This is a genomic window from Achromobacter sp. (assembly GCF_057314935.1).
This window is the reverse complement of the sequence record NZ_DBHKZA010000062.1, coordinates 1-26,927: the sequence shown is the minus strand read 5'-3', so window position 1 is coordinate 26,927 and position 26,927 is coordinate 1. Positions and strand designations below refer to the sequence as shown.

At 65.9% G+C, this 26,927-nt stretch carries 23 protein-coding genes and 6 tRNA genes; 22 read left to right on the top strand and 7 right to left on the bottom strand.

Annotated features, from left to right (window positions below; genetic code table 11):
* Positions 1-101: 101 nt before the first annotated feature.
* The gene (dacB, locus tag ACO6D5_RS21260) at positions 102-1,550 is read right to left on the bottom strand and encodes a D-alanyl-D-alanine carboxypeptidase/D-alanyl-D-alanine endopeptidase (protein ID WP_485826450.1); all 1,449 of its coding nucleotides are present in this window, start codon (positions 1,548-1,550) and stop codon (positions 102-104) included.
* A gap of 92 nt (positions 1,551-1,642) precedes the next feature.
* Complete coding sequence (locus tag ACO6D5_RS21255) at positions 1,643-2,797, bottom strand: ABC transporter substrate-binding protein (protein WP_315846179.1); 1,155 nt, start codon at positions 2,795-2,797, stop codon at positions 1,643-1,645.
* Between the two features lie 212 nt (positions 2,798-3,009).
* Here ACO6D5_RS21255 and queA point away from each other — a divergent pair, with 212 nt between their 5' ends.
* The 7 genes from queA (at position 3,010) to ACO6D5_RS21220 (ending at position 10,520) form a co-directional block, all read left to right on the top strand.
* Positions 3,010-4,068: a tRNA preQ1(34) S-adenosylmethionine ribosyltransferase-isomerase QueA gene (queA, locus tag ACO6D5_RS21250; protein ID WP_315846178.1), complete on the top strand. Its 1,059-nt coding sequence runs from the start codon at positions 3,010-3,012 to the stop codon at positions 4,066-4,068.
* Positions 4,065-5,201, top strand: coding sequence for a tRNA guanosine(34) transglycosylase Tgt (tgt, locus tag ACO6D5_RS21245; protein ID WP_315846177.1), 1,137 nt, complete (start codon positions 4,065-4,067; stop codon positions 5,199-5,201). Before queA ends, tgt begins: the two co-directional genes overlap by 4 nt.
* A 430-nt stretch (positions 5,202-5,631) precedes the next feature.
* Entirely contained in the window at positions 5,632-5,973 is a 342-nt protein-coding gene (gene yajC / locus ACO6D5_RS21240) for a preprotein translocase subunit YajC (RefSeq protein ID WP_175177388.1), read from the top strand.
* 109 nt (positions 5,974-6,082) lie between these two features.
* Positions 6,083-7,963 (top strand): protein translocase subunit SecD, encoded by a 1,881-nt coding sequence (gene secD / locus ACO6D5_RS21235; protein ID WP_315846176.1) that lies wholly within the window; start codon positions 6,083-6,085, stop codon positions 7,961-7,963.
* 54 nt (positions 7,964-8,017) lie between these two features.
* Positions 8,018-8,953, top strand: a complete 936-nt coding sequence (gene secF / locus ACO6D5_RS21230) for a protein translocase subunit SecF (protein ID WP_315846175.1) — start codon at positions 8,018-8,020, stop codon at positions 8,951-8,953.
* A 131-nt stretch (positions 8,954-9,084) separates the two neighbouring features.
* Positions 9,085-9,762 (top strand): VOC family protein, encoded by a 678-nt coding sequence (locus ACO6D5_RS21225; RefSeq protein WP_315846174.1) that lies wholly within the window; start codon positions 9,085-9,087, stop codon positions 9,760-9,762.
* Between the two features lie 47 nt (positions 9,763-9,809).
* Positions 9,810-10,520 (top strand): alanyl-tRNA editing protein, encoded by a 711-nt coding sequence (locus tag ACO6D5_RS21220; RefSeq protein ID WP_485826449.1) that lies wholly within the window; start codon positions 9,810-9,812, stop codon positions 10,518-10,520.
* Positions 10,521-10,592: 72 nt separating this feature from the next.
* Here the strand turns inward: ACO6D5_RS21220 and ACO6D5_RS21215 are convergent, their stop codons facing one another.
* Positions 10,593-11,360 (bottom strand): phosphatase PAP2 family protein, encoded by a 768-nt coding sequence (locus ACO6D5_RS21215; RefSeq protein ID WP_485826448.1) that lies wholly within the window; start codon positions 11,358-11,360, stop codon positions 10,593-10,595.
* Positions 11,361-11,530: 170 nt separating this feature from the next.
* On the opposite strand from ACO6D5_RS21215, the gene miaB reads away from it, so the two are divergent.
* From miaB to lnt, 5 genes are all read left to right on the top strand, one after another.
* Positions 11,531-12,991 carry a tRNA (N6-isopentenyl adenosine(37)-C2)-methylthiotransferase MiaB gene (gene miaB / locus ACO6D5_RS21210; RefSeq protein ID WP_315846171.1) on the top strand — a complete coding sequence of 487 codons (1,461 nt, stop codon included), beginning with the start codon at positions 11,531-11,533 and terminating at the stop codon, positions 12,989-12,991.
* Positions 12,988-14,013, top strand: coding sequence for a PhoH family protein (locus ACO6D5_RS21205; RefSeq protein ID WP_280029683.1), 1,026 nt, complete (start codon positions 12,988-12,990; stop codon positions 14,011-14,013). The genes miaB and ACO6D5_RS21205 overlap by 4 nt, the downstream gene beginning before the upstream one ends.
* Positions 14,003-14,479, top strand: a complete 477-nt coding sequence (ybeY, locus tag ACO6D5_RS21200; protein ID WP_485826447.1) for an rRNA maturation RNase YbeY — start codon at positions 14,003-14,005, stop codon at positions 14,477-14,479. The genes ACO6D5_RS21205 and ybeY overlap by 11 nt, the downstream gene beginning before the upstream one ends.
* Positions 14,480-14,645: 166 nt before the next feature.
* Positions 14,646-15,536, top strand: coding sequence for a CorC family transporter (locus ACO6D5_RS21195; RefSeq protein WP_315846169.1), 891 nt, complete (start codon positions 14,646-14,648; stop codon positions 15,534-15,536).
* A complete protein-coding gene (gene lnt, locus ACO6D5_RS21190) occupies positions 15,533-17,161 on the top strand; it encodes an apolipoprotein N-acyltransferase (RefSeq protein WP_485826446.1) in 1,629 nt (542 codons plus the stop codon). Before ACO6D5_RS21195 ends, lnt begins: the two co-directional genes overlap by 4 nt.
* Positions 17,162-17,168: 7 nt before the next feature.
* On the opposite strand, the gene ACO6D5_RS21185 is transcribed toward lnt, so the two are convergent.
* Positions 17,169-18,224, bottom strand: coding sequence for an aldo/keto reductase (locus ACO6D5_RS21185; RefSeq protein ID WP_485826445.1), 1,056 nt, complete (start codon positions 18,222-18,224; stop codon positions 17,169-17,171).
* 362 nt (positions 18,225-18,586) lie between these two features.
* On the opposite strand from ACO6D5_RS21185, the gene ACO6D5_RS21180 reads away from it, so the two are divergent.
* From ACO6D5_RS21180 to ACO6D5_RS21140, 9 genes are all read left to right on the top strand, one after another.
* A tRNA-Ala gene (locus tag ACO6D5_RS21180) sits at positions 18,587-18,662 on the top strand.
* A gap of 33 nt (positions 18,663-18,695) precedes the next feature.
* Positions 18,696-18,771, top strand: a tRNA-Glu gene (locus ACO6D5_RS21175).
* 77 nt (positions 18,772-18,848) lie between these two features.
* Positions 18,849-18,925: transfer RNA gene (locus ACO6D5_RS21170), tRNA-Asp, on the top strand.
* A gap of 106 nt (positions 18,926-19,031) precedes the next feature.
* Positions 19,032-19,107: transfer RNA gene (locus ACO6D5_RS21165), tRNA-Ala, on the top strand.
* 47 nt (positions 19,108-19,154) lie between these two features.
* A tRNA-Glu gene (locus ACO6D5_RS21160) sits at positions 19,155-19,230 on the top strand.
* Between the two features lie 77 nt (positions 19,231-19,307).
* A tRNA-Asp gene (locus ACO6D5_RS21155) sits at positions 19,308-19,384 on the top strand.
* 168 nt (positions 19,385-19,552) lie between these two features.
* Positions 19,553-21,067 carry a PAS domain S-box protein gene (locus ACO6D5_RS21150; protein ID WP_485826457.1) on the top strand — a complete coding sequence of 505 codons (1,515 nt, stop codon included), beginning with the start codon at positions 19,553-19,555 and terminating at the stop codon, positions 21,065-21,067.
* 250 nt (positions 21,068-21,317) lie between these two features.
* Positions 21,318-22,343: a biotin synthase BioB gene (gene bioB, locus ACO6D5_RS21145; RefSeq protein WP_315847323.1), complete on the top strand. Its 1,026-nt coding sequence runs from the start codon at positions 21,318-21,320 to the stop codon at positions 22,341-22,343.
* Positions 22,340-23,203, top strand: coding sequence for an EamA family transporter (locus tag ACO6D5_RS21140; protein ID WP_485826456.1), 864 nt, complete (start codon positions 22,340-22,342; stop codon positions 23,201-23,203). Before bioB ends, ACO6D5_RS21140 begins: the two co-directional genes overlap by 4 nt.
* Before the next feature lie 11 nt (positions 23,204-23,214).
* Here the strand turns inward: ACO6D5_RS21140 and ACO6D5_RS21135 are convergent, their stop codons facing one another.
* Both ACO6D5_RS21135 and ACO6D5_RS21130 read right to left on the bottom strand, forming a co-directional pair.
* A complete protein-coding gene (locus ACO6D5_RS21135) occupies positions 23,215-24,633 on the bottom strand; it encodes an MFS transporter (protein WP_485826444.1) in 1,419 nt (472 codons plus the stop codon).
* Positions 24,634-24,720: 87 nt separating this feature from the next.
* Positions 24,721-25,224, bottom strand: a complete 504-nt coding sequence (locus tag ACO6D5_RS21130; protein ID WP_315847321.1) for a redoxin family protein — start codon at positions 25,222-25,224, stop codon at positions 24,721-24,723.
* A 241-nt stretch (positions 25,225-25,465) separates the two neighbouring features.
* On the opposite strand from ACO6D5_RS21130, the gene ACO6D5_RS21125 reads away from it, so the two are divergent.
* On the top strand, positions 25,466-25,891 hold the full coding sequence (locus ACO6D5_RS21125) for a hypothetical protein (RefSeq protein ID WP_315847320.1): 426 nt from the start codon (positions 25,466-25,468) through the stop codon (positions 25,889-25,891).
* Positions 25,892-26,742: 851 nt separating this feature from the next.
* Here ACO6D5_RS21125 and ACO6D5_RS21120 read toward each other — a convergent pair.
* The coding region (locus ACO6D5_RS21120) for a dienelactone hydrolase family protein (protein WP_485826443.1) at positions 26,743-26,927 on the bottom strand (185 nt) is incomplete at its 5' end.

Genomic DNA, 26,927 nt, shown 5'->3' with positions numbered 1-26,927 from the left:
CGGGAGCATAGAAGACTTTTCCCCGCCGGGCCGCCCCAAGGGGAAAAAGCCCCCCTGGGGGGCAGCAAGCGCACAACGTGCGTGCGGCGTGGGGGCATCATTCATTGATCGGCTAGCCACGCGATGAGGGCGTCGTCAAAAGCGCGGACGGCGCCCGCCTGTTCGTGGTTGACGATGCTGACCACTACATAGCGCTTGCCGCTGGCGCCCAGCACGTAACCGGCGATCGAGCGCACGTCGCGCAACGACCCGGTCTTCAGGTGGGCCATGCCCACGGTGCCGTCGCCCTTCAGGCGGCGGCGCACGGTTCCGTCCACCCCGGCGATCGCGAAGGACGACATGTACTCCGGCATGACCGGCGAATTCCAGGCCACCGTCAGCATGGACGCCAGGCTGTCGGCCGACACCCGGGCCTCGCGCGACAGGCCGGCGCCGTTGTCGATGACGAGTTCCGGCATGTCCAGCCCTTGCTTGGCCAGCAGCCCCTTGGCCACCGCTTCGCTGCTGGTCACGGTGGCGGGCCGACGGCCCTTTTCCGCGCCCAGCGTCAAGAGCAGCGTGCGCGCCATGACGTTGTTGCTGCGCTTGTTGATCTGGCGGATCACTTCAGCCAGGGTGGGAGAATCGTGCGAGGCCAGCACCACGGCGTCCGCCGGCACCATGCCGGCCCGGACCTGTCCCTTGAAGGTGCCGCCCAGCTCTTTCCAGAGCATGCGGAAGATCTCGGTGGCGTAATCGGGTTGCGACAGCGCCAGGCGGTACAGGCTGAATTCCCCGCAGGAGCCGGCCACCTTGCCGCCCACGCGGATCGTCACGCCCTGCTGGGTGATCAGCGGATCGGTCGTCACCACCGGCGGGCCCGGGCAGCGGACGTCGCTCCACTCCACATTGCCCTCGATCTTCAGGCCGGGCAGCGGCGGATCGATCAGCGGCACCCATTTATGGGCGGCGGGGTCCGGCGTGAACAGCAGGCGCAGCGCGCCGAAGCCCACCATCAGGGCGTCGGGGCTGGCGTTGTAGGCACGGTCCGGAGCGCCGTCGAAAGCGCCGGGGTCGGTGGCCACCTGGCCGAAGATGCTGCGGTCGATGACGAGATCATTGATCTGCTTGACCCCGCGCAGGCGCAATTCACGCAGCAGGGCCCACAGATCCTGCATCAGGAATTGGGGATCCCCTCCTGCGCGCAGGTACAGCGGGCCGGCCAGCACGCCCTTGGCATCAGGCCGGGCGCCGGGCGCCGTCATGAATTCGGTGCGCCAGACGTAGTTGGGCCCAAGTTCGGACAGCGCGGCCCAGGTCGTGACCAGCTTCATCACCGACGCCGGGTTGCGGGATTCCTTGGCGTTCAGCGCCACCATGCGCGGCCCGCCCAGTTCCTGCACCACCAGCGACAGCGAACTGTCGGGCAGCTTGCTGGCTTTCCAGGCGTTCACCACATTGGGCGGCAGGCCCTGGACCTGCGCGCAAGCCGCGCCCGCCGACAGGGTCAGCAGTCCGCCGGCCAGCCATTGCCTCAGCCCGCCCACCCGCTTTTTCGCTTGTCCCGTCATGCTGCGTCCACCCAGTTGCTAGTCCTGCAAAACCGAGAGCATACAAAACCTGGGACGGTTGCGGGCGGGAGACCCCCGCCCGCCCACGCGCGTTACTGAAGCCGCCACTTGCCGGACGCGACGGTCGCCATCACCAGCGCCCGTTCGTCCAGCCCGTTATGGTCGGTCGGGCTCATGCTGACCACGCCGGTCGCCGTGGGCAGGTTCTTGACGTTTTCCAGCGCGTCGCGCAGCGCCGCCCGGAACTCGGGCGTGCCAGGCTTGGCCGTCTTCAGGGCCACGGGGATGGCCTGTTGCAGCAACAGGCCCACGTCCCAGGTATAGGCGGCAAAGAGCGACACGCTGCCCGCGCCGTTGGCCGCCTCGTACTGCTTGGCGAAGGCCTGCGCCGTGGCCTTGACGGGGTTGTCGTCGGGCAGCAGGCCGGCCACCATGACCGGTCCCACCGGCACCCATGCGCCCTCGCACGCCGTGCCGCACACCCGCAGGAAGTCGTTATTGGCCACCCCGTGGTTGAAATAGATCTTGCCCTTGAAGCCGCGCTCGCGCAGGTCGCGGGCCGGCATGGCGGCCGGCGTGCCGGAGGCGCCGACCACCACGGCGTCCGGCGCCGCGCCGATCAGCTTCAGGGTCTGCGCCACGGCGGACGTATCGGTCGGCGCAAAGCTCTCCTTGCCGACGACCTCGATGCCGTGCTTTTTGGCGGCCTTTTCGATTTCCACCCAGAATGTCTCGCCCAGGGCGTTGTTGAAACCGACGAAGGCCAGCTTCTTCACGCCATTGGCCGCGGCATGGCGCGCAATGCCCTCGGCCATCAGCGAATCGGAGTGCGGCGTCTTGAACACCCAGCGACGCTTGTCGTCCACCGGTTCGATCAGCCGGGCCGACGAGGCCAGGGTGATGACCGGCGTCGTGCCGGTCGCCACGGTATCCAGCATGGCCATCGTGTTGGGCGTCGTGGTGGAACCGACGATCAGGTCCACCTTGTTCTCGGAGATCAGCTTGTGCGAATTGCTGACGGCCCGCGTGGTGTCGGACGCGTCGTCCAGGACGATGTATTCGACCTTCACGCCGCCGATTTCAGTGGGCAGCAGGCTGATGGTATTGCGCTCCGGGATGCCCAGCGACGCTTGCGGGCCGGTGGTGGACAGGGTGGCGCCGATCTTCACTTGCGCCAGCGCGGGCGCTGCGCCCAAAGCCAGCAAAGCCGCCAGGGCAGCGGCCATCAGGGTGCGACGAGGGGTCATGCGGTGTCTCCTTGGGTACGCGGATATCATTTTTTGCATCGCGCCGATCCGCTACGGCGTAGAACGCAGTTATACGGCGGGACGCGGCGTTTCGCCATGGTTCCGCCCCTATTAACTGTCCCCTTTACAATATCGGGTTGCCCCCAAGCCGGCCCGGCCGGCGCGGCCCGCGGTTTTTGCCGGGCCGCTCCCTCTGACAGACAGATATCCGCGTGACCCAGTCCCTGACCGTTTCCGATTTCAATTACGAGCTGCCGCCCGAACTCATCGCGCAGACGCCTGCCGCCGAACGCACGGGCAGCCGCCTGCTGCACCTGGACGGCGCCAGCCAGCTGCACGATCGCCAGTTCGCCGATCTGGCGGGGCTGCTGCGCGCGGGCGACCTGCTCGTCTTCAATGACACCCGTGTCATCAAGGCCCGCCTGCCGGGCCACAAGATCACCGGCGGCAAGATCGAGGTCCTGGTCGAACGCATCACCGAGACCGACCGCGTCCTGGCCCACGTGCGCGCCAGCAAATCGCCGGGCCCCGGCATGGTGCTGCGCCTGGCCGACGCCTTCGACGCCACCGTCCTGGGCCGCGAGGGCGAACTGTTCGACATCCGCTTCCCCGGCCCCGTGCTGGACCTGCTGGACGCCCACGGCGCCACGCCGCTTCCGCCCTACATCACGCACGCGGCCGACGCCGGCGACGACGACCGCTATCAGACCGTCTACGCCCGCGAACCCGGCGCCGTGGCGGCGCCCACCGCCGGCCTGCACTTCGACCAGCCTATGCTGGACCGCGTGGCCGACCTGGGCGTGGCGCGCGCCTTCGTCACGCTGCACGTCGGCGCGGGCACGTTCCAGCCGGTGCGCGTGGACAACCTGGCCGACCACATCATGCACGCCGAATGGTTCACGGTGCCGCAAGCCACGGTGGACGCCATCGCGGCCGCCCGCGCCCGCGGCGGCCGCGTGATCGCCGTCGGCACGACCAGCGTGCGCGCCCTGGAATCCGCCGCCGCCCAGACCGAAGGCCGCACGGCTCCCGGGCTGCCGCTGGCCGCCGCCCAGGGCGACACCCGCCTGTTCATCACCCCTGGCTACCCCTACCGCGTCGTGGACGCGCTGGTCACCAACTTCCACCTTCCCCAGTCGACCCTGCTGATGCTGGTGTCGGCGCTGGCCGGCGTCGAGCCGATCCGCCGCGCCTACGCCCATGCGGTAGCCCAGCGCTACCGCTTCTTCAGCTATGGCGACGCCATGTTCATCGAATCCCCTGCCTCATGACCGGACTGAACTTCGAACTGCTCGCCACTGACGGCGGCGCCCGCCGCGGCCGCATCACGCTGAACCACGGCGTGGTCGAAACCCCCATCTTCATGCCTGTGGGCACCTATGGCAGCGTCAAGGCCATGATGCCGCACGAGCTCAAAGAGATCGGCTCGCAGATCGTGCTGGGCAACACGTTCCACCTGTGGCTGCGCCCGGGCACGGAAATCATGGAAAAGCATGGCGGCCTGCACGGCTTCATGCAGTGGGACAAGCCGATCCTGACCGATTCCGGCGGTTTCCAGGTGTTCAGCCTGCAAGGCATGCGCAAGATCACCGAGGAAGGCGTGAAATTCGCCTCCCCGATCGACGGCGCCCGCCTGTTCCTGACGCCGGAAGAATCCATGCGCATCCAGCGCTCGCTGAATTCCGACATCGTCATGGTGTTCGACGAGTGCACGCCCTATGAAATCGACGGTCGTCCCGCCACGGTGGAGGAAGCCGCCCGCTCGATGCGCATGTCGCTGCGCTGGGCGCGCCGCTCGCGCGAGGAATTCGACCGGCTGGGCAATCCCAACGCCCTCTTCGGCATCGTCCAGGGCGGCATGTACGAAGCGCTGCGCGACGAATCGCTGGCCGGCCTGCAGGACATCGGTTTCCATGGCTACGCCATCGGCGGCCTGTCGGTGGGCGAGCCCAAGGAAGACATGATGCGCATCCTGGCGCACGTGACGCCCAAGCTGCCGGCCCAGGCGCCCCGCTACCTGATGGGCGTGGGCACGCCGGAAGACCTGGTCGAAGGCGTCTCGCGCGGCGTGGACATGTTCGACTGCGTCATGCCCACCCGCAACGCCCGCAACGGCTGGCTGTTCACCCGTTTTGGCGACGTCAAGATCCGCAACGCCAAGTACCGCGACGACACCCGCCCGCTGGACCCCAGCTGCGCGTGCCACACCTGCGCCAATTTCTCGCGCGCCTACCTGCACCACTTGCAGCGCGCCAACGAAATCACCGGCGCGCGGCTCAATACGCTGCACAACCTGCATTTCTACCTGACCATCATGAAGGAAATGCGCGAAGCCATCGCCGAAGGCCGCTTCGACGCCTGGCGCACCCAATTCGCCGCCGACCGCGCCCGCGGCATTGAGTGATCCCGGCCTTTTACCGCCGGGCCGCCCCAAGGTAAAAGAGACCCCCTCGGGGGGCAGCAAGCGGGCGAAGCACGCGCGGCGTGGGGGCCCTCTCCCCGCCGGGCCGCCCCAAGGTAAAGGGGCCCCCTCGGGGGGCAGCAAGCTCACGCAGTGAGTGCGGCGTGGGGCCTTTTTCCAGGTAGGGGCTTTTCTATCCGGGATTCGCCCCCATTGATTGGGATCCCTCCCTAGTGAAACGCCAGCAATAAGATAGATACAATAGTCGGCTTGCCCTATCCATGGCTCGCGCGGGGATGGGTGCATAAAAACACAGCTAAAGTATGGCCGTGACCCGTCGTGACCCGCCATTTTCCCTCGTGGCAAAGAAAATCCGGGCATGGCCAGCCCAAGCAACAAACAACCCAAACAGACTTAAACGCAGGAGAATTCAATGTCCGTTATCGATACCGCCAGCCTCGTCGTGGCCCAAGCCGCCCCTGAAGGCAATGCGCTGATGGGCATGCTGCCCATCGTCTTGATGTTCGTGATCCTCTATTTCCTGATGATCCGTCCCCAGATGAAGCGCCAAAAAGAGCACCGTAACCTGATCGCCGCCCTGGCCAAGGGCGACGAAGTGGTCACCGCCGGCGGCATGCTCGGCAAGGTCACCAAGGTCAACGACAGCTACGTGACCGTTGAAGTCTCCGAACTGGCCGACAAGCCGGTGGAAGTGATCATGCAGAAGTCGTCGGTCTCGACCGTGCTGCCCAAGGGAACCATCAAGGCCCTGTAAGCGTCCCATAGAGCCCCGTCGGGCTCTTTTGTCCGATGGCGCCTACCGCCGCCCGCTGCGCTTGCCGCTCGGGCGGCCCTTTCATCACTCTTACATGAAGTAGCCGGCAATGAACCGCTATCCCCTCTGGAAGTACATTACGGTCCTGATCGCGGTCATCATTGGCCTGCTGTACACGCTTCCCAATTTCTACGGCGAGTCCCCTGCCGTCCAGGTTTCCAGCGCCAAAGCCACCATCAAGGTGGATCCGGCCATGCTGAGCCGGGTCGAGCAGATCCTGACGGACGCCAAGATCCCCAATGAAGGGGTCTTCTTCGAAACCAACGGTACCCTCGGCACCGTGCGCGCCCGCTTCACGTCGACCGACCTGCAATTGCAGGCCCGCGACCTGATCGACAAATCCCTGAACACCGTCGCTGGCGACCCGCACTACACCGTGGCGCTGAACCTGCTGCCCGCCTCGCCCGCCTGGATGCGCGCGATGGGCTGGTTTGCCCCCAAGCCCATGTACCTGGGCCTGGACCTGCGCGGCGGCGTGCACTTCCTGCTGCAAGTCGACATGCAAGGCGCCCTGACCGCCCGCTACGACTCGCTGGCCGCCGACGTGCGCTCGGTGCTGCGCGACCAGAAGGTCAACGTGGCCGGCGTCGAACGCTCGGGGCTAGGCGTTGCCGCCACCTTCGCCAACACGGACGACCGCGACCGCGCCATCTCGACCCTGCGCACCCGCCTGCCCGACCTGGAATTCACCGAACGCGAAGAAAACGGCAAGCAGCTGCTGATGGGCGCCCTGAACCCGGCCGCCGTCCAGCGCGTACAGGATTCGGCGCTGAAGCAGAACATCAACACCCTGCACAACCGGATCAACGAACTGGGCGTGGCCGAACCGGTCATCCAGCAGCAAGGCGCCGACCGCATCGTGGTGCAGCTGCCCGGCGTGCAGGACGTGGCCAAGGCCAAGGAACTGCTGGGCCGCACCGCCACGCTGGAAATCCGCATGGTCGACGACACCCCCACCGCGCAAGCCGCGCTGCTGGGCGGCACCGTGCCCTTCGGCTTGGAACGCTACAACGACCGCGACGGCCGTCCGATCCTGGTCCGCCGCCAGGTCGTCCTGACGGGTGAAAACCTGCAAGACGCCCAGCCCGGCCGCGACTCCCAGACCCAGCAGGCCGCCGTCCACCTGACGCTGGACTCCAAGGGCGCCCGCATCTTCCGCGACGTCACCCGCGACAACATCGGCAAGCGCATGGCCATCCTGCTGTTTGAAAACGGCAAGGGCGAAGTGGTCACGGCGCCGGTCATCCGCAGCGAAATCGCCGGCGGCCAGGTGCAGATCTCGGGCAGCATGAGCTCCGAAGAAGCCGCCGACACCGCCCTGCTGCTGCGCGCAGGCGCCTTGGCCGCACCGATGTCGATCATCGAAGAACGCACCATCGGCCCGAGCCTGGGCGCCGACAACATCTCGAAGGGCTTCCATTCGACGCTGTACGGCTTCCTGGCCATCGCCGTCTTCATCATCCTGTACTACCACCTGTTCGGCGTGTTCTCCACGGTCGGCCTGACCCTGAACGTGCTGCTGCTGCTGGCGCTGCTGTCCATGCTGCAGGCCACGCTCACCCTGCCAGGCATCGCCGCTATCGCGCTGACGCTCGGCATGGCCATTGACTCGAACGTGCTGATCAACGAGCGGATACGGGAAGAGTTGCGGGCGGGCGCCACGCCGCAGCAAGCCATCCATCAGGGGTTCGAACGCGCCTGGGGCACCATTCTCGACTCGAACCTCACGACGCTGATCGTGGGCCTGGCGCTGCTGGCCTTCGGTTCGGGCCCGATCCGGGGCTTCGCCGTGGTGCACTGCCTGGGCATCCTGACCTCGATGTTCTCGTCGGTGGTGGGCGTGCGCGCCCTGGCCAACCTGTACTACGGCCGCAAGAAGAAGCTCACCACGATCTCCATCGGTGAAATCTGGAAACCGAAGGCAAACTGAACATAAAGCGGGCGGCGCGAGCCGTCCGCCACAGCAAAGAACCGAAGGCGAAAAATGGAATTTTTCCGGATTCACCGCACTATCCCGTTCATGCGCCATGCGTTGGTGCTGAACATCATCAGTCTCGTCACGTTCATCCTGGCGGTCTTCTTCATCGTGACCCGCGGGTTCCACCTGTCGATCGAGTTCACCGGCGGCACGGTCATGGAAGTCAACTACGCCCAGACGGCGCAGCTTGAAAACGTGCGCGGCGTGGTGTCCAAACTGGGTTACACCGACTTCCAGGTGCAGAACTTCGGCACCTCGCACGACGTGATGATCCGCCTGCCGCTGCAGGAAGGCCAAACGTCGGCCACCCAGAGCGAAACCGTCATGGCGGCGCTGAAGACGGCCGATGCCGGCGTTGAATTGCGCCGCGTGGAATTCGTCGGTCCGCAAGTCGGCCAGGAGCTGCTGCATAACGGCCTGATGGCCTTGCTGGTGGTGGTGATCGGCATCATGGTCTACCTGGGCTTCCGCTTCGAATGGAAGTTCGCCGTCGCCGGCGTGATCGCCAACCTGCACGACGTGGTGATCATCCTGGGCTTCTTCGCCTTCTTCCAGTGGGAATTCTCGCTGTCGGTGCTGGCTGGCGTGCTGGCGGTGCTGGGCTACTCCGTGAACGAATCCGTGGTCATCATGGACCGGATCCGCGAGAACTTCCGCAAGTACCGCAAGGCGGACGTGCACGAAGTCATCAACAGCGCCATCACGCAGACCATCTCGCGGACCATCATCACCCACGGTTCGACGCAGATGATGGTGCTGGCCATGCTGTTCTTCGGCGGCCCCACCCTGCACTACTTCGCCATGGCGCTCACCATCGGCATCTGGTTCGGCATCTACTCGTCGGTGTTCGTCGCCGCCGCGCTGGCCATGTGGATGGGCGTCAAGCGCGAAGACCTGGTCAAGCCGGTCAAGAAGGAAGGCGAAGAAGGCGAAGTCGCCTGATCCGTCTGAAGCTTCAAACCGAAAACCCGTCGCTTGCGACGGGTTTTTTATTTGGGGCTGCCACTGTACTGCGCCTTCTTGTCCCTCTGTACGGGTACGGGCACGTCGGGATTCGCTACCATAGGGACACCATGAAACTATCCATCGATCATCTCGTCATCGCCGCGGCGGACCTTGCCAGCGGCACGCAGTACGTTGCAGACCTGCTGGGCATCGCGCCGCAAGGCGGCGGCGCCCACCCGCGCATGGGCACCCACAACCGGGTGCTGGGCATGGCCGACGGCATCTACCTGGAAGTGATCGCCATCGATCCCGACGCCCCGCCGCCCGAGCGTGCCCGCTGGTTCGGCCTGGACCAGGGAGACGTGCGCGCACGGCTCGAACAGGGCCCCTTCCTGGCGCACTGGGCGGCGCGGGTCGAAGCGCCCATGGACCTGACCCGCATGCAGGCCGAGCATCCCGAGCGCATCGCGCCCGTCATCCCCATGACCCGCGGCGACCTGCGCTGGCGCTTGACGGTACCGGACGATGGCAGCCTGCCGGTCTGGCGCGAAGCGGGCCACGCTGCGGGCGATGGCCTCCTGCCCACGCTGATCCAATGGGATGTGGACGCCTACCCTGGCATCAGCCTGCCGCGCCAGCCCCTGAAACTGGTCCGCCTGACGGGCAGCCATCCCCAGGCCGGCCTGCTGCGCCAAGGCATGACCTGGATGGGCGCCGACACCCTCATCGACCTTGAACAGGCCAGCGGCACACCGCGCCTGTGGGCCCAGATCGAGACCCCCCAGGGCCTGAAGACCCTGGCGTGACCCCACCCGACAACAACAATTCAACACCCCAAACCGGAGACATCCCCATGCCCGCCACCCGCAAGCGGTTCGACGACGAGCCCTACCTGGGCCAGTGCGACGCCACCGTCATCGCCGTCAATCCCGAGGGCATCGAACTGGACGAGACCGTGTGCTACGCGCGCAGCGGCGGCCAGGCGGGCGACAGCGGCACGCTGACCCTGGCTGACGGCCGCGTCCTGACGCTGACGGACACCGTCTACGCCAACGACCGCCAACGCATCCTGCACGTGCTGGACGGCGACGCCGCCCCCCAAGTCGGCGACCGCGTCACCGTGGCAATCGACTGGGCGCGCCGCCATCGGCTGATGCGCCTGCACACCTGTCTGCATTTGCTGGGCTCGCTGGTGCCCGCGCCGGTGACGGGCTGCAGCATTTCGCCCGATTCCGCCCGCATCGATTTCGACCTGCCCGAGTCCACGCTGGAAAAAGCGGAGCTGACCGAACGGCTGAATGCGCTGATCAATCGCAGCCTCGACGTCGCGGTCAACGGCATCACGCCCGAAGAACTGGCCGCGCAACCCGACCTGGTCCGCACCGTAGGCGCCGCGCCTCCCGCCGGCACCGCCAAGATCCGCATCATCGACATCCCCGGCGTCGACCGCCAGCCCTGCGGCGGCACGCACGTGCGCAATACGGCGGAGATCGGCGCCATCGCCGTCACCAAGATCGAAAAGAAAAGCCGCACCAACCGGCGCGTGGTGGTGGGCTTCGCGTAACGCTGCCCCCCTCCGACGCCATGAAAAAGGGCCGCGATTCAATCGCGGCCCTTTTTTCATTCGTGCGGACGTTCAGCCCTTTTTCCACCACCGCCACGGTGCGCGCAGCGGCCACTGGTACTTGCTGCACAGCACGCGAGGCGCCAGCACGTGCCCGACCAGCACGGCGATGCCGGCCGCGGTCATCACGTCGGACAGGTAGTGGTCCAGATTGACCAGCCGGCTCATCGCCACCAGCGTCGCCAGCAACAGGAAGGCGGCGCGCCAGCGCGGAGCCAGGATGCCCAGCACGACCGCCACGGCGAACGCGGCGTAGGTATGGCTGGAGGGAAAGGAATTGAACTGCTGCACGCGCGAAAAGGATTCGCCCAGCCCGTAGATGCCTTTCTCGAAAAACAATTCGGGGCGCGCCCGTGCCACCGACCGTTTCAGCACCAGCACCACCAGCCCGCCCACAGCCATCGTGGACAACATCAGCAGGCTGCCGCGCGCCATGCTGGCGTAGCTCATGCGCAAGGGGTTGCGCCAGCCGCGCGCCAGGCCGATCAGGCCGACGACGTAAAAGGCCAGCGCCACGCCGATGTACGGGCCGCTCTCGCCCATTTGCCCCACCCATTCGAAGGACTCGTTCACGCCATCGGATACCGACTGCTTGATCCAGATGGCCAACGGCAGATCCACCCAGCGCGCACAGGCGGCAGCCACAGCGGCCAGGGCAACGCCCAGCAGCAACCAGGTGGCCAACGAGAACGGATTTCGGACTTCGTCCGGCACGGGCAGGCCAGGCGCGGCGGGGGCCGCGGGAGCGGCGACCGGAGGCGTCATGGGATTGGGTGTCATCGGTACCGCTCAAGGAAAATGAGAAATATTACCGCCCGCTGAATTCCGGCCGGACCGCTATCGTAACGGCGACCGCCCGCCGCACCAAGAAACAATTTTCGCGCAAGGGTTAAAATTCGGCCTTTCCAGCCCATCAGCCCCCGGGATCTACACCCGTCACGGCGACCATCATGCAAGCAACCTCCCTGAAGCGCGGCAACGCGCGCGACGGCGGCAACGCCGCTGCCCCCCTCGCAGACGCCCCCGCAACGACCCACGCGGACACCGGCGCCGGCTCCCCCCGCAAACTGTATATCCGCACCTTCGGCTGCCAGATGAACGAGTACGACTCGGACAAGATGGCCGACGTGCTGCGTGGCGACCAAGGCCTGGAGCTGACCGACAACCCGGAAGAAGCCGACGTCATCCTGTTCAACACCTGTTCGGTGCGCGAGAAGGCGCAGGAAAAAGTCTTCTCGGACCTGGGCCGCGTGCAGCACCTGAAGAAAACGAATCCGAACCTGGTGATCGGGGTCGGCGGCTGCGTGGCCAGCCAGGAAGGCGCGGCCATCGTCAAGCGCGCGCCGTATGTGGACGTCGTGTTCGGCCCCCAGACGCTGCACCGCCTGCCCGACCTGATCGCGCGCCGCCGCGCCGAAGGCCGTTCGCAGGTGGACATCAGCTTCCCCGAGATCGAAAAGTTCGACAACATGCCGCCCCCGCGCGTCGAGGGCGCAACCGCGTTCGTCTCCATCATGGAAGGCTGTAGCAAGTATTGCAGCTTCTGCGTCGTGCCCTACACGCGCGGCGAGGAAGTCTCGCGCCCCTTCGAGGACGTGCTGGTCGAAGTGGCCGACCTGGCCGACCAGGGCGTCAAGGAAGTGACGCTGCTGGGCCAGAACGTGAACGCCTACCGCGGCAAGATGGAAGGCACGGACGACATCGCCGACTTCGCCATGCTGCTGGAGTACGTGCACGAGATCCCCGGCATCGAACGCATCCGCTACACGACCTCGCACCCCAAGGAAATGACCCAGCGCATGGTGGACGCCTACGCCCGCCTGCCGAAACTGGTGTCGTTCCTGCACCTGCCCGTGCAAGCGGGCAGCGACCGGGTGCTGGCCGGGATGAAGCGCGGCTACACCACGCTGGAATTCAAGTCGGTGGTCCGCCGCCTGCGCGCCGCCCGCCCCGACCTGACCCTGTCGTCCGACTTCATCGTGGGTTTCCCCGGCGAAACGGAAGAAGACTTCGAAAAGACGATGAAGCTGATCGAGGACGTCGGCTTCGACACCTCGTTCTCGTTCGTCTACTCGCGCCGTCCGGGCACGCCGGCGGCCGACCTGGCCGACGATACCCCGCAAGACGTCAAGCTGCGCCGGCTGCAGCGCCTGCAGGCGCTGATCAACGAGCAGGCGGCCACCATCGCCCGCAACATGGTCGGCACGCGCCAGCGCCTGCTGGTGGAAGGCCCCTCGCGACGCGACCCCAACGAACTGATGGGCCGCACCGAGAACAACCGCATCGTGAACTTCGCCGCGCCCGCGCGGCTCATCGGACAAATGGTCGACGTCATCATCACCGAAGCGCACACCAATTCGTTGCGCGCCCGGGTGGCAGACGTGGACCGCGTTCCCCAAGAGGCCGAATGACCACTCCCCGTTCCCGCGCCCGTCGCAGCATGCCCGCCGTCGTCAACCTGGACGGCGACAACACCCACCTGGCCAACCTGTGCGGCCCGCTGGACGAAAACCTGCGGCAGCTTGCCGACGGCATGGGCGTCAAGCTCTCGCGCCGCGGCAGCCGCGTCACCATCGAAGGCGAACAAGCGGAACTGGCCGGCCGGGTGCTGCGTCGCTTCCATGAACAGGCCGTGCACCGCGCCCTGTCCGTCGACGACATCCAGCTGGGCCTGGTCGAAATCGGCGTCGGGCGGCTGGAAGAGAAGCAGAAGGACGAGCCGGCGCGCGAGGCCGACCCGCTGCCCGCCCTGGACGACGAAAGCGACGGCATCGCGCTGCGCACCAAGCGCAGCGACCTGCGCCCGCGCACGCCGCGCCAGCGCGACTACCTGAACAACATCCTCAAGCACGACATCACCTTTGGCGTGGGCCCTGCCGGCACGGGCAAGACCTGGCTCGCCGTGGCCTGCGCCATCGACGCGATGGAACGCGACACGGTGCAGCGCCTGGTGCTGACCCGCCCGGCCGTCGAAGCCGGCGAGCGCCTGGGCTTCCTGCCCGGCGACCTGGCCCAGAAAGTCGATCCGTACCTGCGCCCGCTGTATGACGCGCTCTACGATCTGATGGGCTTCGAGAAGGTGCAGCGCCTGTTCGAAAAGCAGACGATCGAGATCGCTCCGCTGGCTTATATGCGCGGCCGCACGCTGAACCACGCCTTCGTCATCCTGGACGAAGCCCAGAACACCACGCCGGAACAGATGAAGATGTTCCTGACGCGGATCGGCTTCGGCAGCAAGGCCGTCATCACCGGCGACCCGTCGCAGGTGGACCTGCCGCGCGGCCAGGACAGCGGCCTGGCCCATGCGGTCAAGGTGCTGCACGACGTCCAGGGCATCGCCACCACCCGTTTCACCAGCCGCGATGTCGTGCGCCACCCGCTGGTCGCCCGTATCGTCGACGCCTACGACCGCGCCTCCGAAAATGAAGCCTGAACTGTCCCTGTCCGTCCAGTACGCAGTGGAAGAGCCCCGCCTGCCCCGCTGGCGCCTGCGCCGGTGGGCTGAACGGGCGCTGGCGGCCGCGGCGGAAGACGGCCTGGTCGAATTCTCGGCCGCCGAACTCAGCCTGCGGCTGGTCGGCACCGCCGAAGGCCGCCGCCTGAACCGGGATTTCCGCGAACGCGACTACGCCACCAACGTACTGACGTTCGAGTACGGCGTGGACCCCCTGGGCGTGGCCCGCGGCGACATCGTCATGTGCGTGCCCGTGCTGGTGCGCGAGGCCCGGGAACAGCGCAAGCCGCTGCTGGACCACGCGGCCCACCTGACGCTGCACGGCGTGCTGCATTCGCTGGGCTATGACCATATCAAGGCGCGTGACGCCAAGCGCATGGAAGCGCTGGAAACCGCCACGCTGGCGCAGATGGGCATCGCCGATCCCTACCTCGCCGCCGACTGAACGCAAGCCCGGAGCAGGCACTTCGGGTCTACCCCTAGAAATTGCGGGAAAATGGCGCCAAGCAAGACGCAGATGACGTCGATTGGCCCCATTTTCATGGCCCCCGTTACAAACGGGAAGCCAGTTTCGGTTATGCTGGCCCCTCCATAACTTGTCCTCCCGGACGATGTCTGACCCTTACCCTGCTCCCGAAGCGACCTCTGCTCGCTCAGCCAAACCCGCCACCAAATCCCTTCTAGACCGCCTGCTTTCCCTTGTGCGCCGAGAGCCCGAGGACCGCGAAGGCATCAAGGCCATTCTGGAAGCCGCGCACGACCGCAACCTGCTGGATGCGGAGTCCTACAAGATGATCAAGGGCGCGCTGGCCGTGTCCGAGGGCACCGTCGGCGACATCATGGTCCCGCGTTCGCGCATGGACCTGCTGGACGTCACCCAGCCCATCCCTTATCTCGTGGCCACGGTGATCGAAACCGCGCATTCGCGTTTCCCGGTCTACGAAGGCGACCGCGACAACATCATCGGCATCCTGCTGGCCAAGGATCTGCTGCGCTGCATGCTGGAGCCCGGCATTGAAGTGCGCACGCTGGTCCGCCCCGCCGTGTTCATCCCGGAATCCAAACGCCTGAACGTGCTGTTGCACGAATTCCGCGCCAGCCGCAACCACCAGGCCATCGTCATCGATGAGCATGGCGGCATTTCCGGCCTGGTCACGATGGAAGACGTGCTGGAGCAGATCGTCGGCGACATCGAAGACGAATTCGACGAAACCGAAGAAGACTCGATCTTCCCGGAAGGCGAAAACCAGTGGCGCGTGCTGGCCGCCACCGACATCTCGCACTTCAACGAGGTGTTCGGCTGCCAGTTGCCCGACGACGAATACGACAGCGTCGGCGGCTGGATGGGCGGCCAGTTGGGCCGCATCCCCCGCCGCGGTGACATTGCCGAATTCGACGGCCTGCGCATGGAAGTGGCGCGCGGCGATGCCCGCCGCGCCATCTGGCTGCGCGTCAAGCGCAACACCCCCACCCAAACTACCCGCCCCGCCGACGACGCATGAGCCGTACCCCGCGCAGCCGACTCCTGCGCGGCGCCGCCGGCTTGATGCTGGCGGGCGCCGTGCACGCCCTGACCTTCGCGCCTGGCCCCTTGCCGGACTGGGCGCTGGCCATCACGCAGATCCTGGCGCTGGCGGTCGCCGCGCGCGTCACCCTTAACGCCCCGTCCGCCAAACAGGCCTGGGCGCGCGGTTGGCTGTTCGCGTTCGTCACCTATGCGGTGGGCCTGTACTGGCTCTTCATCAGCATGCATCGCTACGGCGATCTGGCCGCGCCGCTGGCGGTGGCCGGGGTGCTTGCGCTGTCTTCCTTCCTGGCGCTGTTCCCCGCCACGGCCAGCGCGCTCGCGCGCCGCTACACGCCGCTGGACAACGGCGCCCCGCCCTCGCGCATCCTGGCCGCCACGCTGGCCTGGGCCGCGCTGTGGGCAGGCTTCGAATGGCTGCGGGCCGTGCTGCTGACCGGTTTCCCGTGGCTGAACATCGGTTATGCGCAGGTCGACAGCCCCATCGCCGGCTGGGCGCCCATCGTGGGTGTGCACGGCATGGCCTTCGTCGCCGCGTTCGTCGCTGCCGCCGTCGCCAGCCTGTGGCAACCGTCCCGCAAAAAGGCGATGGACTCGCGCCAGGCGCTGGCCGCCGGTATCGCGGTCGCGCTTGCGGCTGCGGGTTGGCCGCTGTCGCGCGTGGACTGGTCCTCGCCCACCGGCGATCCGCTGAACGTGCGGCTGGTCCAAGGCAACATCGAACAGTCTCAGAAGTTCGACCCGGCGCTGCTGGAACAAAGCCTGGTGCGCCACCTGGAAATGACGGCGCTGCCGCCGGCGGCAGGCGTGCCCGCGCCGCAACTGGTGATACTGCCCGAAACGGTGCTGCCGATCTTCCAGGACCAGCTGGATCCACGCGTCTGGGAAGCCTGGCGCGACGTGGCCGCGCAACGCAACATGACCATCGCCATGGGCGTGCCGCTGCACGACCGCGTCAATGGCCGCGACCGCTACACCAACAGCGTGATGGGCTTTGACGGCAATACGCCGGTCGAACAACTGGTGGCCGGCAGCACCGCCATGCGCTACGACAAGCGCCACCTCGTGCCGTGGGGCGAATATGTGCCGCCGGGATTCCACTGGTTCGTGGACATGCTGAACATCCCGCTGGGCGACTTCGACCGCGGCGGGGAGCGCCAGACGCCCTTTGCGGTGGGCGGCCAGCACATCGCCTTCAACATCTGCTACGAGGACCTGTTCGGCCCCGACCTGCTGCCGGCATTGCTGCCCGGCCCGAATGGCGAACCGGGCGCGACCATTCTGGTCAACGTCAGCAACCTGGGGTGGTTTGGCGATTCCTGGGCTTTGCGCCAGCACCTGCAGATCGGCCGGCTGCGCACCATAGAGACCGCGCGCCCCATGCTCACGGCGACCAACACCGGCATCACCGCCGCCATCGATGCCAAGGGCCATGTCGCCGCCCAGCTCGCGCCTTTGCAGGCAGGCGTGCTGCCAGTGTCCGTGCAAGGCATGACGGGCCTGACGCCCTACGCGCGCTTCGGCGACAAGATCGCGTTGGCGCTGGTAGGCCTGGCGCTGATCGCCGCCTTCGGCAGCAGCCGCAAAACGCGCCGCGGCTGATCCGGCCTCAGGCGAACAGGTTGGCGGGCAGCTTGCCGCTGTCTTCCGGCGGGCGCAGCGGTCCGGCGCCCGCGCCCGTCAACTCGATCGCCGCTGCGACGGCATCCAGGTCGTCGGCATCCAGCTCCAATTCCGCAGCCCCCAGCAACCCATTGACCTGTGCGGCGCTGCGCGCGCCGACGATGGCGCCCGTTACCCCGGGCCAAGCTAGCGTCCACGCGGCAGCCACCGCCGCAACCGTCGTGCCATGCCGTTCGGCGATGGGTTTCAAGGCGTCGGCCAGAGCCAGATTGCGCGTCAGGTTCGGCGGCACGAATTCCGGATGGCGCGCACGCCAGTCGTCCGCAGGCAAGGCACGGGCGCGCTCCGCCGAAAAACCGCCTGTGAGCAGGCCGGATTGCATCGGGCTGTAGACGATCACGCCGACGTCGTGCGCCGCGCACCACGGAATCAGGTCGGCTCCGGCCGCGCGCTGGATCGCCGAAAATGGCGGTTGCAAGGAATCCACGTGGCCCAGCGCTTCGGCATCCTGCAATTGCGCCAGGTTGTGGTTCGACAGGCCGATCGCGCCCACCTTTCCCGCCTGCTTCAAGTCCAGGAGTTCCTGCCAGTACCGCTCGATCGGCGTGCCGTCGCCCGCCGGCCAATGCATCTGGTAGAGGTCGATGCGCTCGACCCCCAGCCGCCGCAACGAATCTTCGATTTCGCGTCGGATGCTGGCGGGCGCGCCCGTGCGCCGTGGCGTCGCCATCGGGTTGTCGGCGGACCACGTCAGCCCGCACTTCGTGAAGACGTAAGGCCTGTCGCCAGGCGCCATCTGCGCCAGCGCCCGCCGCACGATTTCTTCTGAATGGCCGAGTCCGTAGACCGCCGCGGTATCGATCCAGTTGATGCCCCGGTCCACCGCCAGGCGGATGGCGGCGATGGAATCGGCGTCGTCCTGCGGCCCCCAGCCCACCGCCCAGCCATTGCCGCCGATGGCCCAGGCGCCCAACCCGATACGCGTGATGGCCATGCCGCTCTGCCCAAGCGGCCGGGTGGGAAACGAAGTCTGTGTGCTCATGCCTGGTACCCGTGTGAATACGACCGAAATTTTTCACGCGAAAATCGCATGATGAATAAAAAATTTCACTCCCACCATAGCATCCGCACAAGTCTTTGATTTTCTTGGAATCTGCATCAATCGACCCGAGCCTGCCGTTCACCAAATCGCGCACAAAATGCGCAAAAATGGCCATCCTGCCCCAATTTTTTTGCCTGTTTTACGCTTTTTGCCGCAAAGCGACTTGCACACCCGATTTTGTTCGTGCATAATCTCGTTTCTTCGCCAACGGCACTAAACAAAACCGGCAACGAACTACGAAAAAGCGCACCATAAAACGTGTGTTTCGATCGTAAAACGTAGCAGGAATTGATTAGAAGAACGGGGGTATAGCTCAGCTGGGAGAGCGCTTGCATGGCATGCAAGAGGTCAGCGGTTCGATCCCGCTTACCTCCACCAGCCAACAGCGAAGAACGTAGTTTGTAAGTCCAAGTCCCCTTCGTCTAGAGGCCTAGGACATCACCCTTTCACGGTGAGTACAGGGGTTCGAATCCCCTAGGGGACGCCAGTTTTCTGGCATGCAGGTTGCAGTAAAGCAGTAGATAAGTGCAGTTGAAGTGACAAAGTAGTTGAGTAAGCCGCTGCGGAGCGGTAGTTCAGTTGGTTAGAATACCGGCCTGTCACGCCGGGGGTCGCGGGTTCGAGCCCCGTCCGCTCCGCCAAAAGCTCTCTCGCTCTGAGTCTTTCAAGAGCTCCGTCTTCGGGGCTTTTTGCTTTTATAGAGTGTGAGACCTTGTTGTCTGCAGTGTGGGACATCAGGGCGCCCTGGGGGGTATAGCTCAGCTGGGAGAGCGCTTGCATGGCATGCAAGAGGTCAGCGGTTCGATCCCGCTTACCTCCACCAGTACGCAGTACCGTAGTAAAGTTGTTTAGCAGTTCTGTTCAGTTCAGGTCCCCTTCGTCTAGAGGCCTAGGACATCACCCTTTCACGGTGAGTACAGGGGTTCGAATCCCCTAGGGGACGCCAGTTTTCTGGCATGCAGGTTGCAGTAAAGCAGTAGATAAGTGCAGTTGAAGTGACAAAGTAGTTGAGTAAGCCGCTGCGGAGCGGTAGTTCAGTTGGTTAGAATACCGGCCTGTCACGCCGGGGGTCGCGGGTTCGAGCCCCGTCCGCTCCGCCAAGCACTTTGTGCTTGATCGCATGGCAGCACATCGCTGAAGCTCCGGATTCCGGAGCTTTTTGCTTTTCTGCGCCCGCCGCACTCTCTACCCTCCCCCCCGCCGCGAAGACTCGTCCGTTTTGCTCTCTGGACAGCAGCGTCATGCGCCTTCATCCTGTGTGCTCATGCATGCGAACCGAAGAGGCCTACGTGACCGAAAACGCCGCCACACCCCAAGCGCATCGCCAGCACCTGCAGAGCATCATCGCGGGCTTGAATGAAGGCATCATCGTGCTCGAACCTGACGGCACGATCGCCTGGGCCAACGACAGCGCGCTTGAACTGCACGGCATCAATACCCTCGAAGAACTGGGCCACACCCCCGCCGGCTACCGCAAGCGCTACACGCTGACCTATCGCAACCATCATCGCGTTGCCGCCCGCCAATATCCGCTGGACCGGCTGGCCGCGGGCGAACCGTTCGACGACCTGCTGGTGGATCTGGGCCGCAAGGACGACGAGGAATTCCTGCGCAATCTGCGCGCCCGCGGCCTGAATCTGGACAGCGAAAACGGTATCGACTACCGCGTGCTGATCCTGCACGACCAGACTGCGCAACTGAACGCCGAACAACGCTTCGAACGCACCTTCGGCGCCAACCCGGCGCCGGCGCTGATCTGCCGGTTGTCCGATCTGCGCTACGTGAAGGTGAACGACGGGTTCCTGGAGATGACGGGCTACGCGCGCGAGACAGTCCTGGGGAAGTCCGCCTACGAGCTGGACGTGCTGGATGGCGGCGAGGACAAGGAAGCGGCGGTCGCCAAATTGAATGAAGGCCAGACCATCGCGCAACGCGAAGGCGTGGTGAAGATGGCCGATGGTGGCGCGAAATTCGTGATGGTGGCTGGACAGCCCATCGATATGCAGGACGAGCCCTGCATGCTGTTCACCTTCATCGATCTGGAGGCGCGCAAGCGCACCGAAGTCGCGCTGCGTGAAAGTGAAGAGCGCTTCTCCAAGGCGTTCCGCCTGGCGCCGGTGCCGATGGCCGTGTGCGAAGGCGACACCCTGCACGTGCTGGACATCAACGAAGCGTTCGCGGCGGTCACGGGCGCGGTGCCCGAGGCCAGCGTAGGCCAAGCCCTGACCGATTTGGGGCTGCAGCCGTACGACGGCATGGCCGCCAGCCTGAAGCGGGGAGAAAGCGCCCGCAACCGCGAAGCCACGCTCAGCACGCAGGACGGCGGCAAGCTGGACTGCCTGGTGTCCGCCGAACCGGTGATGATCGGCGGCGAGCACCGACTGCTGATCGTGATGCAGGACATCACCGAGCGCAAACGCTCCGAGACCGAACTCCTTGCCGCGATCGAGGCGGTGATGCAGGACACGTCATGGTTCAGCCGGGGCATCATTGAAAAGCTGGCCCAACTACGCGAACCCGCCCCGGCGACACGCGACGTCGCGGAGCTGGCGCAGTTGACCACTCGCGAGCGCGAGGTGCTGGGCCTGTTGTGCCAGGGCCATGACGACGACGGCATCGCCAAGAGCCTGAAGCTGTCGCGCAACACCGTGCGCAACCATGTCGCCACGATCTACAGCAAGATCGGCGTGCATCGGCGCAGCGCGGCGATCGTGTGGGCGCGGGACCGGGGCATCACCGGCCACGAATCGACCCGTATCCGGGCCAAACCGGGCAAGGAATAGGTAGCCCGGCCAGAATTTACAATTGGAATCAAAATACTCGGGGGTGCGGCGTCAGCGGAGATGACGCCGCGTTAATCCTCGGCAGCGCCCAAGATCTGCTATTTCCAGCAAATCAAGCGCTAACTCTCCCGCATTTTCCGCGTCTTCCCCTGCATTGCGCAAACCCTGCGCAGGTTCTTACGATCCGCCGATCCCGCCCTTGCTTTCCGGCAAGCGGCGCGAATCCCGCAAGACCGACAGGAGCCCGTACATGCAGACCGCCTACATCCCCGTGCCGACGACGTCCAAGCACTTGCCCGCGCCCGCCTGGAGCGCCGTCGACGTGATGGCGCTTTACGAGCTGCCCTTCATGGACCTGGTGCATCGCGCCCAACAGGTCCACCGCGCCCACTTCGATCCGAACACCATCCAGCTGTCCAGCCTGCTGTCGATCAAGACCGGCGGCTGTCCCGAGGATTGCGCGTATTGCCCGCAGTCCTCGCACTACGACACCGGACTGGACGCCGACAAGCTGATGCCGCTGGCGGACGTGGTCGCCGCCGCCCGCGCCGCCCAGGCAGGCGGGGCGCAACGCTTTTGCATGGGCGCCGCCTGGCGCAGCCCGAAGCCGCATCACCTGGAAGCCGTGGCCGAGATGGTCACCGCCGTCAAGGCTCTGGGCCTGGAAACCTGCGTCACGCTGGGCATGCTGCGCGACGGCCAGGCCGAACAGCTGAAAGAGGCCGGCCTGGACTACTACAACCACAACCTGGACACCTCGCCCGAGTTCTACGGCAAGATCATTTCCACCCGCACCTACCAGGACCGCCTGGATACGCTGGACCGCGTGCGCGACGCCGGCATCAATGTGTGTTGCGGCGGCATTGTGGGCATGGGCGAGTCGCGGCGCGAACGCGCCGGCCTGATCGCGCAACTGGCCAGCATGGAGCCTTACCCCGAGTCGGTGCCGATCAACAATCTGGTGCAGGTCGAAGGCACGCCGCTGGCCAATGTGGAAGCCCTGGATCCCTTCGAATTCGTGCGTACCATCGCCGTTGCGCGCATCACCATGCCGCGGGCGGCGGTACGCCTGTCGGCCGGCCGCGAAACGATGGACGACGCGCTGCAGGCGCTGTGCTTCATGGCGGGCGCCAACTCCATGTTCTACGGCGATGCGCTACTGACCACCGCCAACCCGCAGATGGAAGCCGACCAGCGCCTGCTGCAGCGCCTGGGCATGCGGGTGGACGCGTCGCAGCATCATCAGCAGCACGCCGAAGGCCAAACGTGCCGCTGACGCCTGGCGTGCTGTATCTGCTGGCCAGCGTCACGTGCAGCGTCACCGTCGCGGTACTGCTGAAGCTGGCCCGCCGGTACGAGGTGGACGTGCGTCAGGCGGTCGCCGTGAATTATGCGGTAGCCGCCCTGCTCTGCTGGGGCGTGCTGCGCCCGGATCCGTCCACCTTGGTGACGCCGCACACGCCCTGGGCCGTCCTCGCCGCGCTGGGCGTGCTGCTGCCCAGCGTCTTCCTGGCGATGGCGGCAGCGGTGCGCCACGCCGGCATCGTGCGCAGCGACGCGGCGCAGCGCCTGTCGCTGTTCATTCCCCTGCTAGCCGCGTTCCTGTTGTTCGGTGAACCCGTCAGCGGCCGCAAGATGGCGGCAATCCTGCTGGCATTCAGCGCGCTGGCCTGCCTGCTGCGCCGCCCTGCCCTCAGCGCGCAAACGTCCGCGGACAGCCGCGCGGCCTGGCTCTGGCCCCTGGTGGTCTGGGCGGGATATGGAGTGATCGACATCCTGTTCAAGCAAGTCGCGCGCGCCGGCACCGCCTTTGGCGGCGGCCTGTTGCTGGCCTTCGTGCTGGCGGGCCTGCTGATGCTGGGATTCCTGCTGTGCCGCCGGGTGCGCTGGGAGCGCCGCCATCTGCTGGCGGGCGTGGCGCTGGGTCTCGCCAACTTCGGCAACATCCTGACCTACATCCGCGCCCACCAGTCACTGCCCGAACACCCGGCGCTGGTGTTCGCGTCCATGAACATGGGCGTGATCACGCTGGGCACGCTGGTGGGAGCATTGGCCTTCCGCGAGCCGCTGACCCGCGTCAACCTGCTGGGCATCGCCCTGGCGCTGGCCGCCATCGTGCTGATGGCGCCCTGGTAGGCGCGCAAGCCTCAGGTTCCGGTGCGTCGCTCGCGTTCGACGGCGTTTTCGTCCTGGGATGCGTCGGTGTCGGCCGCCGAGGCGCCGGTTGCGCCAACATGGGTTGCATCCGCGTCGGCAGCGGACGGCTCAACGGCCGCCGGCGTGGGCGCCGCCGACGGATCAGGCTGCACCATTTCCATGGCGATATCGTTTTCGGGGTCCACGCGCGGATCCAGCACCGCCGCCGCGGGCGAGCTTTGCAACGTGTCTGGCATGGGCACGAAGTGGGTCGGCGCTTCGTCGACCTGGTGCGCGCCGGTGACGCGCGTGGGGCGCACCTGCCAGACCAGGATCAGCGCGCACGCCGAAATGAAGACGTAGTACATGCTGGGGCCGGCCAAGGACATGAGCAGACCGGCCACCATGGGGCCAATGCAGGCGCCCACGCCATAAGTCATGAGCAGCACGGCCGACAGGCTGACGCGGCGCTCGGACTCGACGTGGTCGTTCGCGAATGCGGCGCCCAGCGGATACAGGGTGAACTGCAGCACGCCGAAGACGCACGACAAGGCCACCATCGCCCAGTACGGCAAGACCAGCCAACCCCACATCACGGTGGGCAGCAGCACCAGCAACAAGGCGTTGAAGCGAATCAGGCCGGCGCGGTTGATGCGGTCGGACAGCCAGCCCATCGGCCATTGCGACAGCAGGCCGGCGGTGACGGCGGCGGCCACGAAGATCGCGGCCTGGGACGTGGACAAGCCATGCTTGGCGCCGTAGACGGCCGCCAGGCCATAGAACGCCCCGGAAAGGTTGCCCGCCACGAACAGCACCGTCATCGACAACGGCACGCGGCGCATGAAAAAACGGATGTCCAGCGGCGCCGGCAGCGGCGTGGGCGGGTGCGAACGGGCCGTGACGGCGATCGGCACCAGGCACAGCACCAGGCACATGGCCACCAGGGTCAACGGCCGCAGGTCCAGCGTGGCATAGGCCGTGAGCGCCAATTGCCCCAGCACCGTGCCCAGGCCGGACACCACCATGTAGACGGAAAACACGCGGCCGCGCTGATGGTTTTCCGTCTGCTCGTTCAGCCAGCTTTCGATGACCATGAATTCGGTCACCATCACCACGCCGGAGATGATGCGGAACACCAGCCACAGCGGCATGGAATCGACCAGCGTCTGCGCCAGGATCATGCTGGTGGCAATGGCTGCACAGGCGACGAACGCCCGGATATGGCCCACGCGGATGATGAGCCTGTGCCCAAGCCGCGCCCCGCACACCAGGCCCAGGTAGTAGCCGGCGATCAACACGCCGATCCACACCTCGCTGACCGACTGCGCAGTCAGGCGCAAGCCCATGTAGGTGTTGAACAGACCCGTGCCGATAAGCATCAGCAAGGTCGCGAAATACAGCGACGAGAAAGAAGAGAGGGTGGCGAGCATGGCGTTGGCAACCGCTGCTGGCATTAGCACGGCAGGCTGCAACGGCAGCCCGCCGCGTTGAGCGGTAAAACAGGAACTTGCGTTAGATCAGGCTTGCGACAACATCGTGGCGGCGTCGCTGACTTCGAACTTGCCAGCCGCTTCCACGTTCAGGTGCTTGACCACGCCGTCGACGATCAGGGCCGAGTAGCGCTGCGAACGCACGCCCATGCCGCGTGCGACCAGATCCAGTTCCAGGCCGAGTTCCTTGGTCCACAGCGCCGAGCCGTCAGCCAGCATGCGGACCTTGCCGTCGGTCTTTTGCTCGCGGCCCCAGGCGCCCATGACGAATGCGTCGTTGACGGACACGCACCAGATTTCATCCACGCCCTTGGCCTTCAGCGCAGCGGCTTGCTCCACATAGCCCGGCAGATGCTTGGCCGAGCAGGTCGGGGTGAAAGCGCCCGGAACGGCGAACAGCGCGATGGTCTTGCCGCGGGTCAGGTCGGCGACCTGGAACGCGTTGGGGCCCAGCGAGCAGCCGGCGGTTTCGGTTTCGATGAATTCGGTCAGGGTGCCATCCGGCACGCGGTCGCCGACTTTGATCGTCATGTAAATCTCCAGGATGTAGGGGGTGTTGCATTGAGGCAGGAGCGCCTCACATCCTCCATCATAGTTCCTGCGCGGCCCGCCTGCTGCCCAATAACGCCCGGGAAAAAAAGATGCACAGTCTGAAACGACTCCACACCCCCGCATCACCGCATGGAAACGGCGGCTTGCCATAATGATGTAGTAACCCACGCCCGCCGCGCCGGCATCGACCGGCGTGCAGGCATCAAGCGGAGATTCACCGATGCGCAAGATCTTGACTGGCCTGGCCTGGATCCTGGCCACCGCCGCCGCCCCGGCCTGGGCGGCCCCGGACGCGAACGAACAGGCCCAATACGATTCCTTCGTCGTCGCCGCCGGCGCCTCCAACGGCGCCGCCCGCGCCTGCGGGGCGTCCGAACCCGACCTGGCCCAGCACCAGGCGACCGCCAAGAAGAACCTGACGCAGTACGCGCAGGAGTACGGGTTTTCTACAAGCGGCTACGAGGCGCTTTATCAAAAGGGGTTGACCGAAGGCAAGACCATGATGGATGAGATGAAGCGGTCCGGCGTCGACGGGTGCCGGGGGGTACTCGGGAGCTTTCAGAACGAGCGCGTGATCAGTTACGAGGATATGAAGAGTGCGCTGGCTGAGGTGAGCGATGGGTTACCGGGGGAGAGTGCGCAGTAGTTTTTTTGGTTGTTTTTTGGTTGTTTTTAGCGTTGGAGGTTGGGTTCTTTAGACGCCCGGCGCGGCGGTGGCCCGGGGCGCGGGGGGCAACGATTGCGGTCCGGAGCCTTCGCTCCGGACTTCCCCCTTGTCATCCTCGTTGTTGCCTGCGGCAACTGCCTTCGGATTCCCTCGGGCTGATCGACGCCCCCCGCACCCCGGGCCACCGCCACGCCGGGCTCTGATAGTTGCAATCTGGCGTCAGCCAGGACGGACGGGGCTCTTGAGGTTCTTGCGCACGGTGGGGTGGATGGGAAGATCTTGCGGTGCCCGCCCCCGGCCGGCCGCGCGGGCGGCCTTGGGGGGCTTACGCGGTGTCTTGCGTCGTGAGGATACTGATCGCATGGCACGTGTGGGCTGGCGCCGTCGCCGGCCCCATGATGGGTTGCGCGCGATGGGCGTTCCTATCCTGATGCCGGATGTGCCGCGCTCCACCTCCCCCAGTGTCTAAGGAGCCATCAGCAGACCACTCCCCGCAAGCGCGCAAGCGACCACTGCCCCGACGCACTACACCACGTATGCCGATTGCAGCCGCCCGCGCGGCTGCAATCGGCGGGCAACGCAGCACTCGGCATCAAGCACAGATCTAGCAGCGCCCCAGACCGAGACGGCGGCAGCTCGTCGGCGGTGTCGCCATGACGGCGCGCAACCTTGATGCGCCCGAGGGAATCCGAAGGGAGCCGAAGGCGGACGAGGATGACAACGGGGGAGTCCGGAGCGAACGCTCCGGACCGCAATCGTGGGCGCGCGCCGTCATGGCGACGGCGTCGATGGGCGACCTACGAAGCCCCCCCAGCCGCCACAGAGCTCCCTCAGCCAAGGCCGTTTTGCTTGAACCAATCCAGCATCCGCGTCCACGCCTGCTCCGCTTCCGCCTTTCGATAAGACGGCCGATAATCCGCATGGAAGGCGTGCGGCGCGTCGGGGTAGACGTCGATTCTTGATGCCTTGGCCGGCGCCGGCCCCTTTGCCAGTTCGATCCGCATGCGGTCCACGT

What these genes read in the sequence shown, in the direction of transcription:
- ybeY (WP_485826447.1), top strand. Translation starts at nt 14,003, where the DNA reads ATGAAGCCTGAACTGTCCCTGTCCGTCCAGTACGCAGTGGAAGAGCCC.
- ACO6D5_RS21150 (WP_485826457.1), top strand. Translation starts at nt 19,553, where the DNA reads ATGCGAACCGAAGAGGCCTACGTGACCGAAAACGCCGCCACACCCCAA.
- secF (WP_315846175.1), top strand. Translation starts at nt 8,018, where the DNA reads ATGGAATTTTTCCGGATTCACCGCACTATCCCGTTCATGCGCCATGCG.
- tgt (WP_315846177.1), top strand. Translation starts at nt 4,065, where the DNA reads ATGACCGGACTGAACTTCGAACTGCTCGCCACTGACGGCGGCGCCCGC.
- ACO6D5_RS21195 (WP_315846169.1), top strand. Translation starts at nt 14,646, where the DNA reads ATGTCTGACCCTTACCCTGCTCCCGAAGCGACCTCTGCTCGCTCAGCC.
- ACO6D5_RS21125 (WP_315847320.1), top strand. Translation starts at nt 25,466, where the DNA reads ATGCGCAAGATCTTGACTGGCCTGGCCTGGATCCTGGCCACCGCCGCC.
- secD (WP_315846176.1), top strand. Translation starts at nt 6,083, where the DNA reads ATGAACCGCTATCCCCTCTGGAAGTACATTACGGTCCTGATCGCGGTC.
- ACO6D5_RS21205 (WP_280029683.1), top strand. Translation starts at nt 12,988, where the DNA reads ATGACCACTCCCCGTTCCCGCGCCCGTCGCAGCATGCCCGCCGTCGTC.
- miaB (WP_315846171.1), top strand. Translation starts at nt 11,531, where the DNA reads ATGCAAGCAACCTCCCTGAAGCGCGGCAACGCGCGCGACGGCGGCAAC.
- ACO6D5_RS21185 (WP_485826445.1), bottom strand. Translation starts at nt 18,224, where the DNA reads ATGAGCACACAGACTTCGTTTCCCACCCGGCCGCTTGGGCAGAGCGGC.
- bioB (WP_315847323.1), top strand. Translation starts at nt 21,318, where the DNA reads ATGCAGACCGCCTACATCCCCGTGCCGACGACGTCCAAGCACTTGCCC.
- ACO6D5_RS21225 (WP_315846174.1), top strand. Translation starts at nt 9,085, where the DNA reads ATGAAACTATCCATCGATCATCTCGTCATCGCCGCGGCGGACCTTGCC.
- yajC (WP_175177388.1), top strand. Translation starts at nt 5,632, where the DNA reads ATGTCCGTTATCGATACCGCCAGCCTCGTCGTGGCCCAAGCCGCCCCT.
- lnt (WP_485826446.1), top strand. Translation starts at nt 15,533, where the DNA reads ATGAGCCGTACCCCGCGCAGCCGACTCCTGCGCGGCGCCGCCGGCTTG.
- ACO6D5_RS21135 (WP_485826444.1), bottom strand. Translation starts at nt 24,633, where the DNA reads ATGCTCGCCACCCTCTCTTCTTTCTCGTCGCTGTATTTCGCGACCTTG.
- dacB (WP_485826450.1), bottom strand. Translation starts at nt 1,550, where the DNA reads ATGACGGGACAAGCGAAAAAGCGGGTGGGCGGGCTGAGGCAATGGCTG.
- ACO6D5_RS21255 (WP_315846179.1), bottom strand. Translation starts at nt 2,797, where the DNA reads ATGACCCCTCGTCGCACCCTGATGGCCGCTGCCCTGGCGGCTTTGCTG.
- ACO6D5_RS21215 (WP_485826448.1), bottom strand. Translation starts at nt 11,360, where the DNA reads ATGACACCCAATCCCATGACGCCTCCGGTCGCCGCTCCCGCGGCCCCC.
- ACO6D5_RS21130 (WP_315847321.1), bottom strand. Translation starts at nt 25,224, where the DNA reads ATGACGATCAAAGTCGGCGACCGCGTGCCGGATGGCACCCTGACCGAA.
- ACO6D5_RS21220 (WP_485826449.1), top strand. Translation starts at nt 9,810, where the DNA reads ATGCCCGCCACCCGCAAGCGGTTCGACGACGAGCCCTACCTGGGCCAG.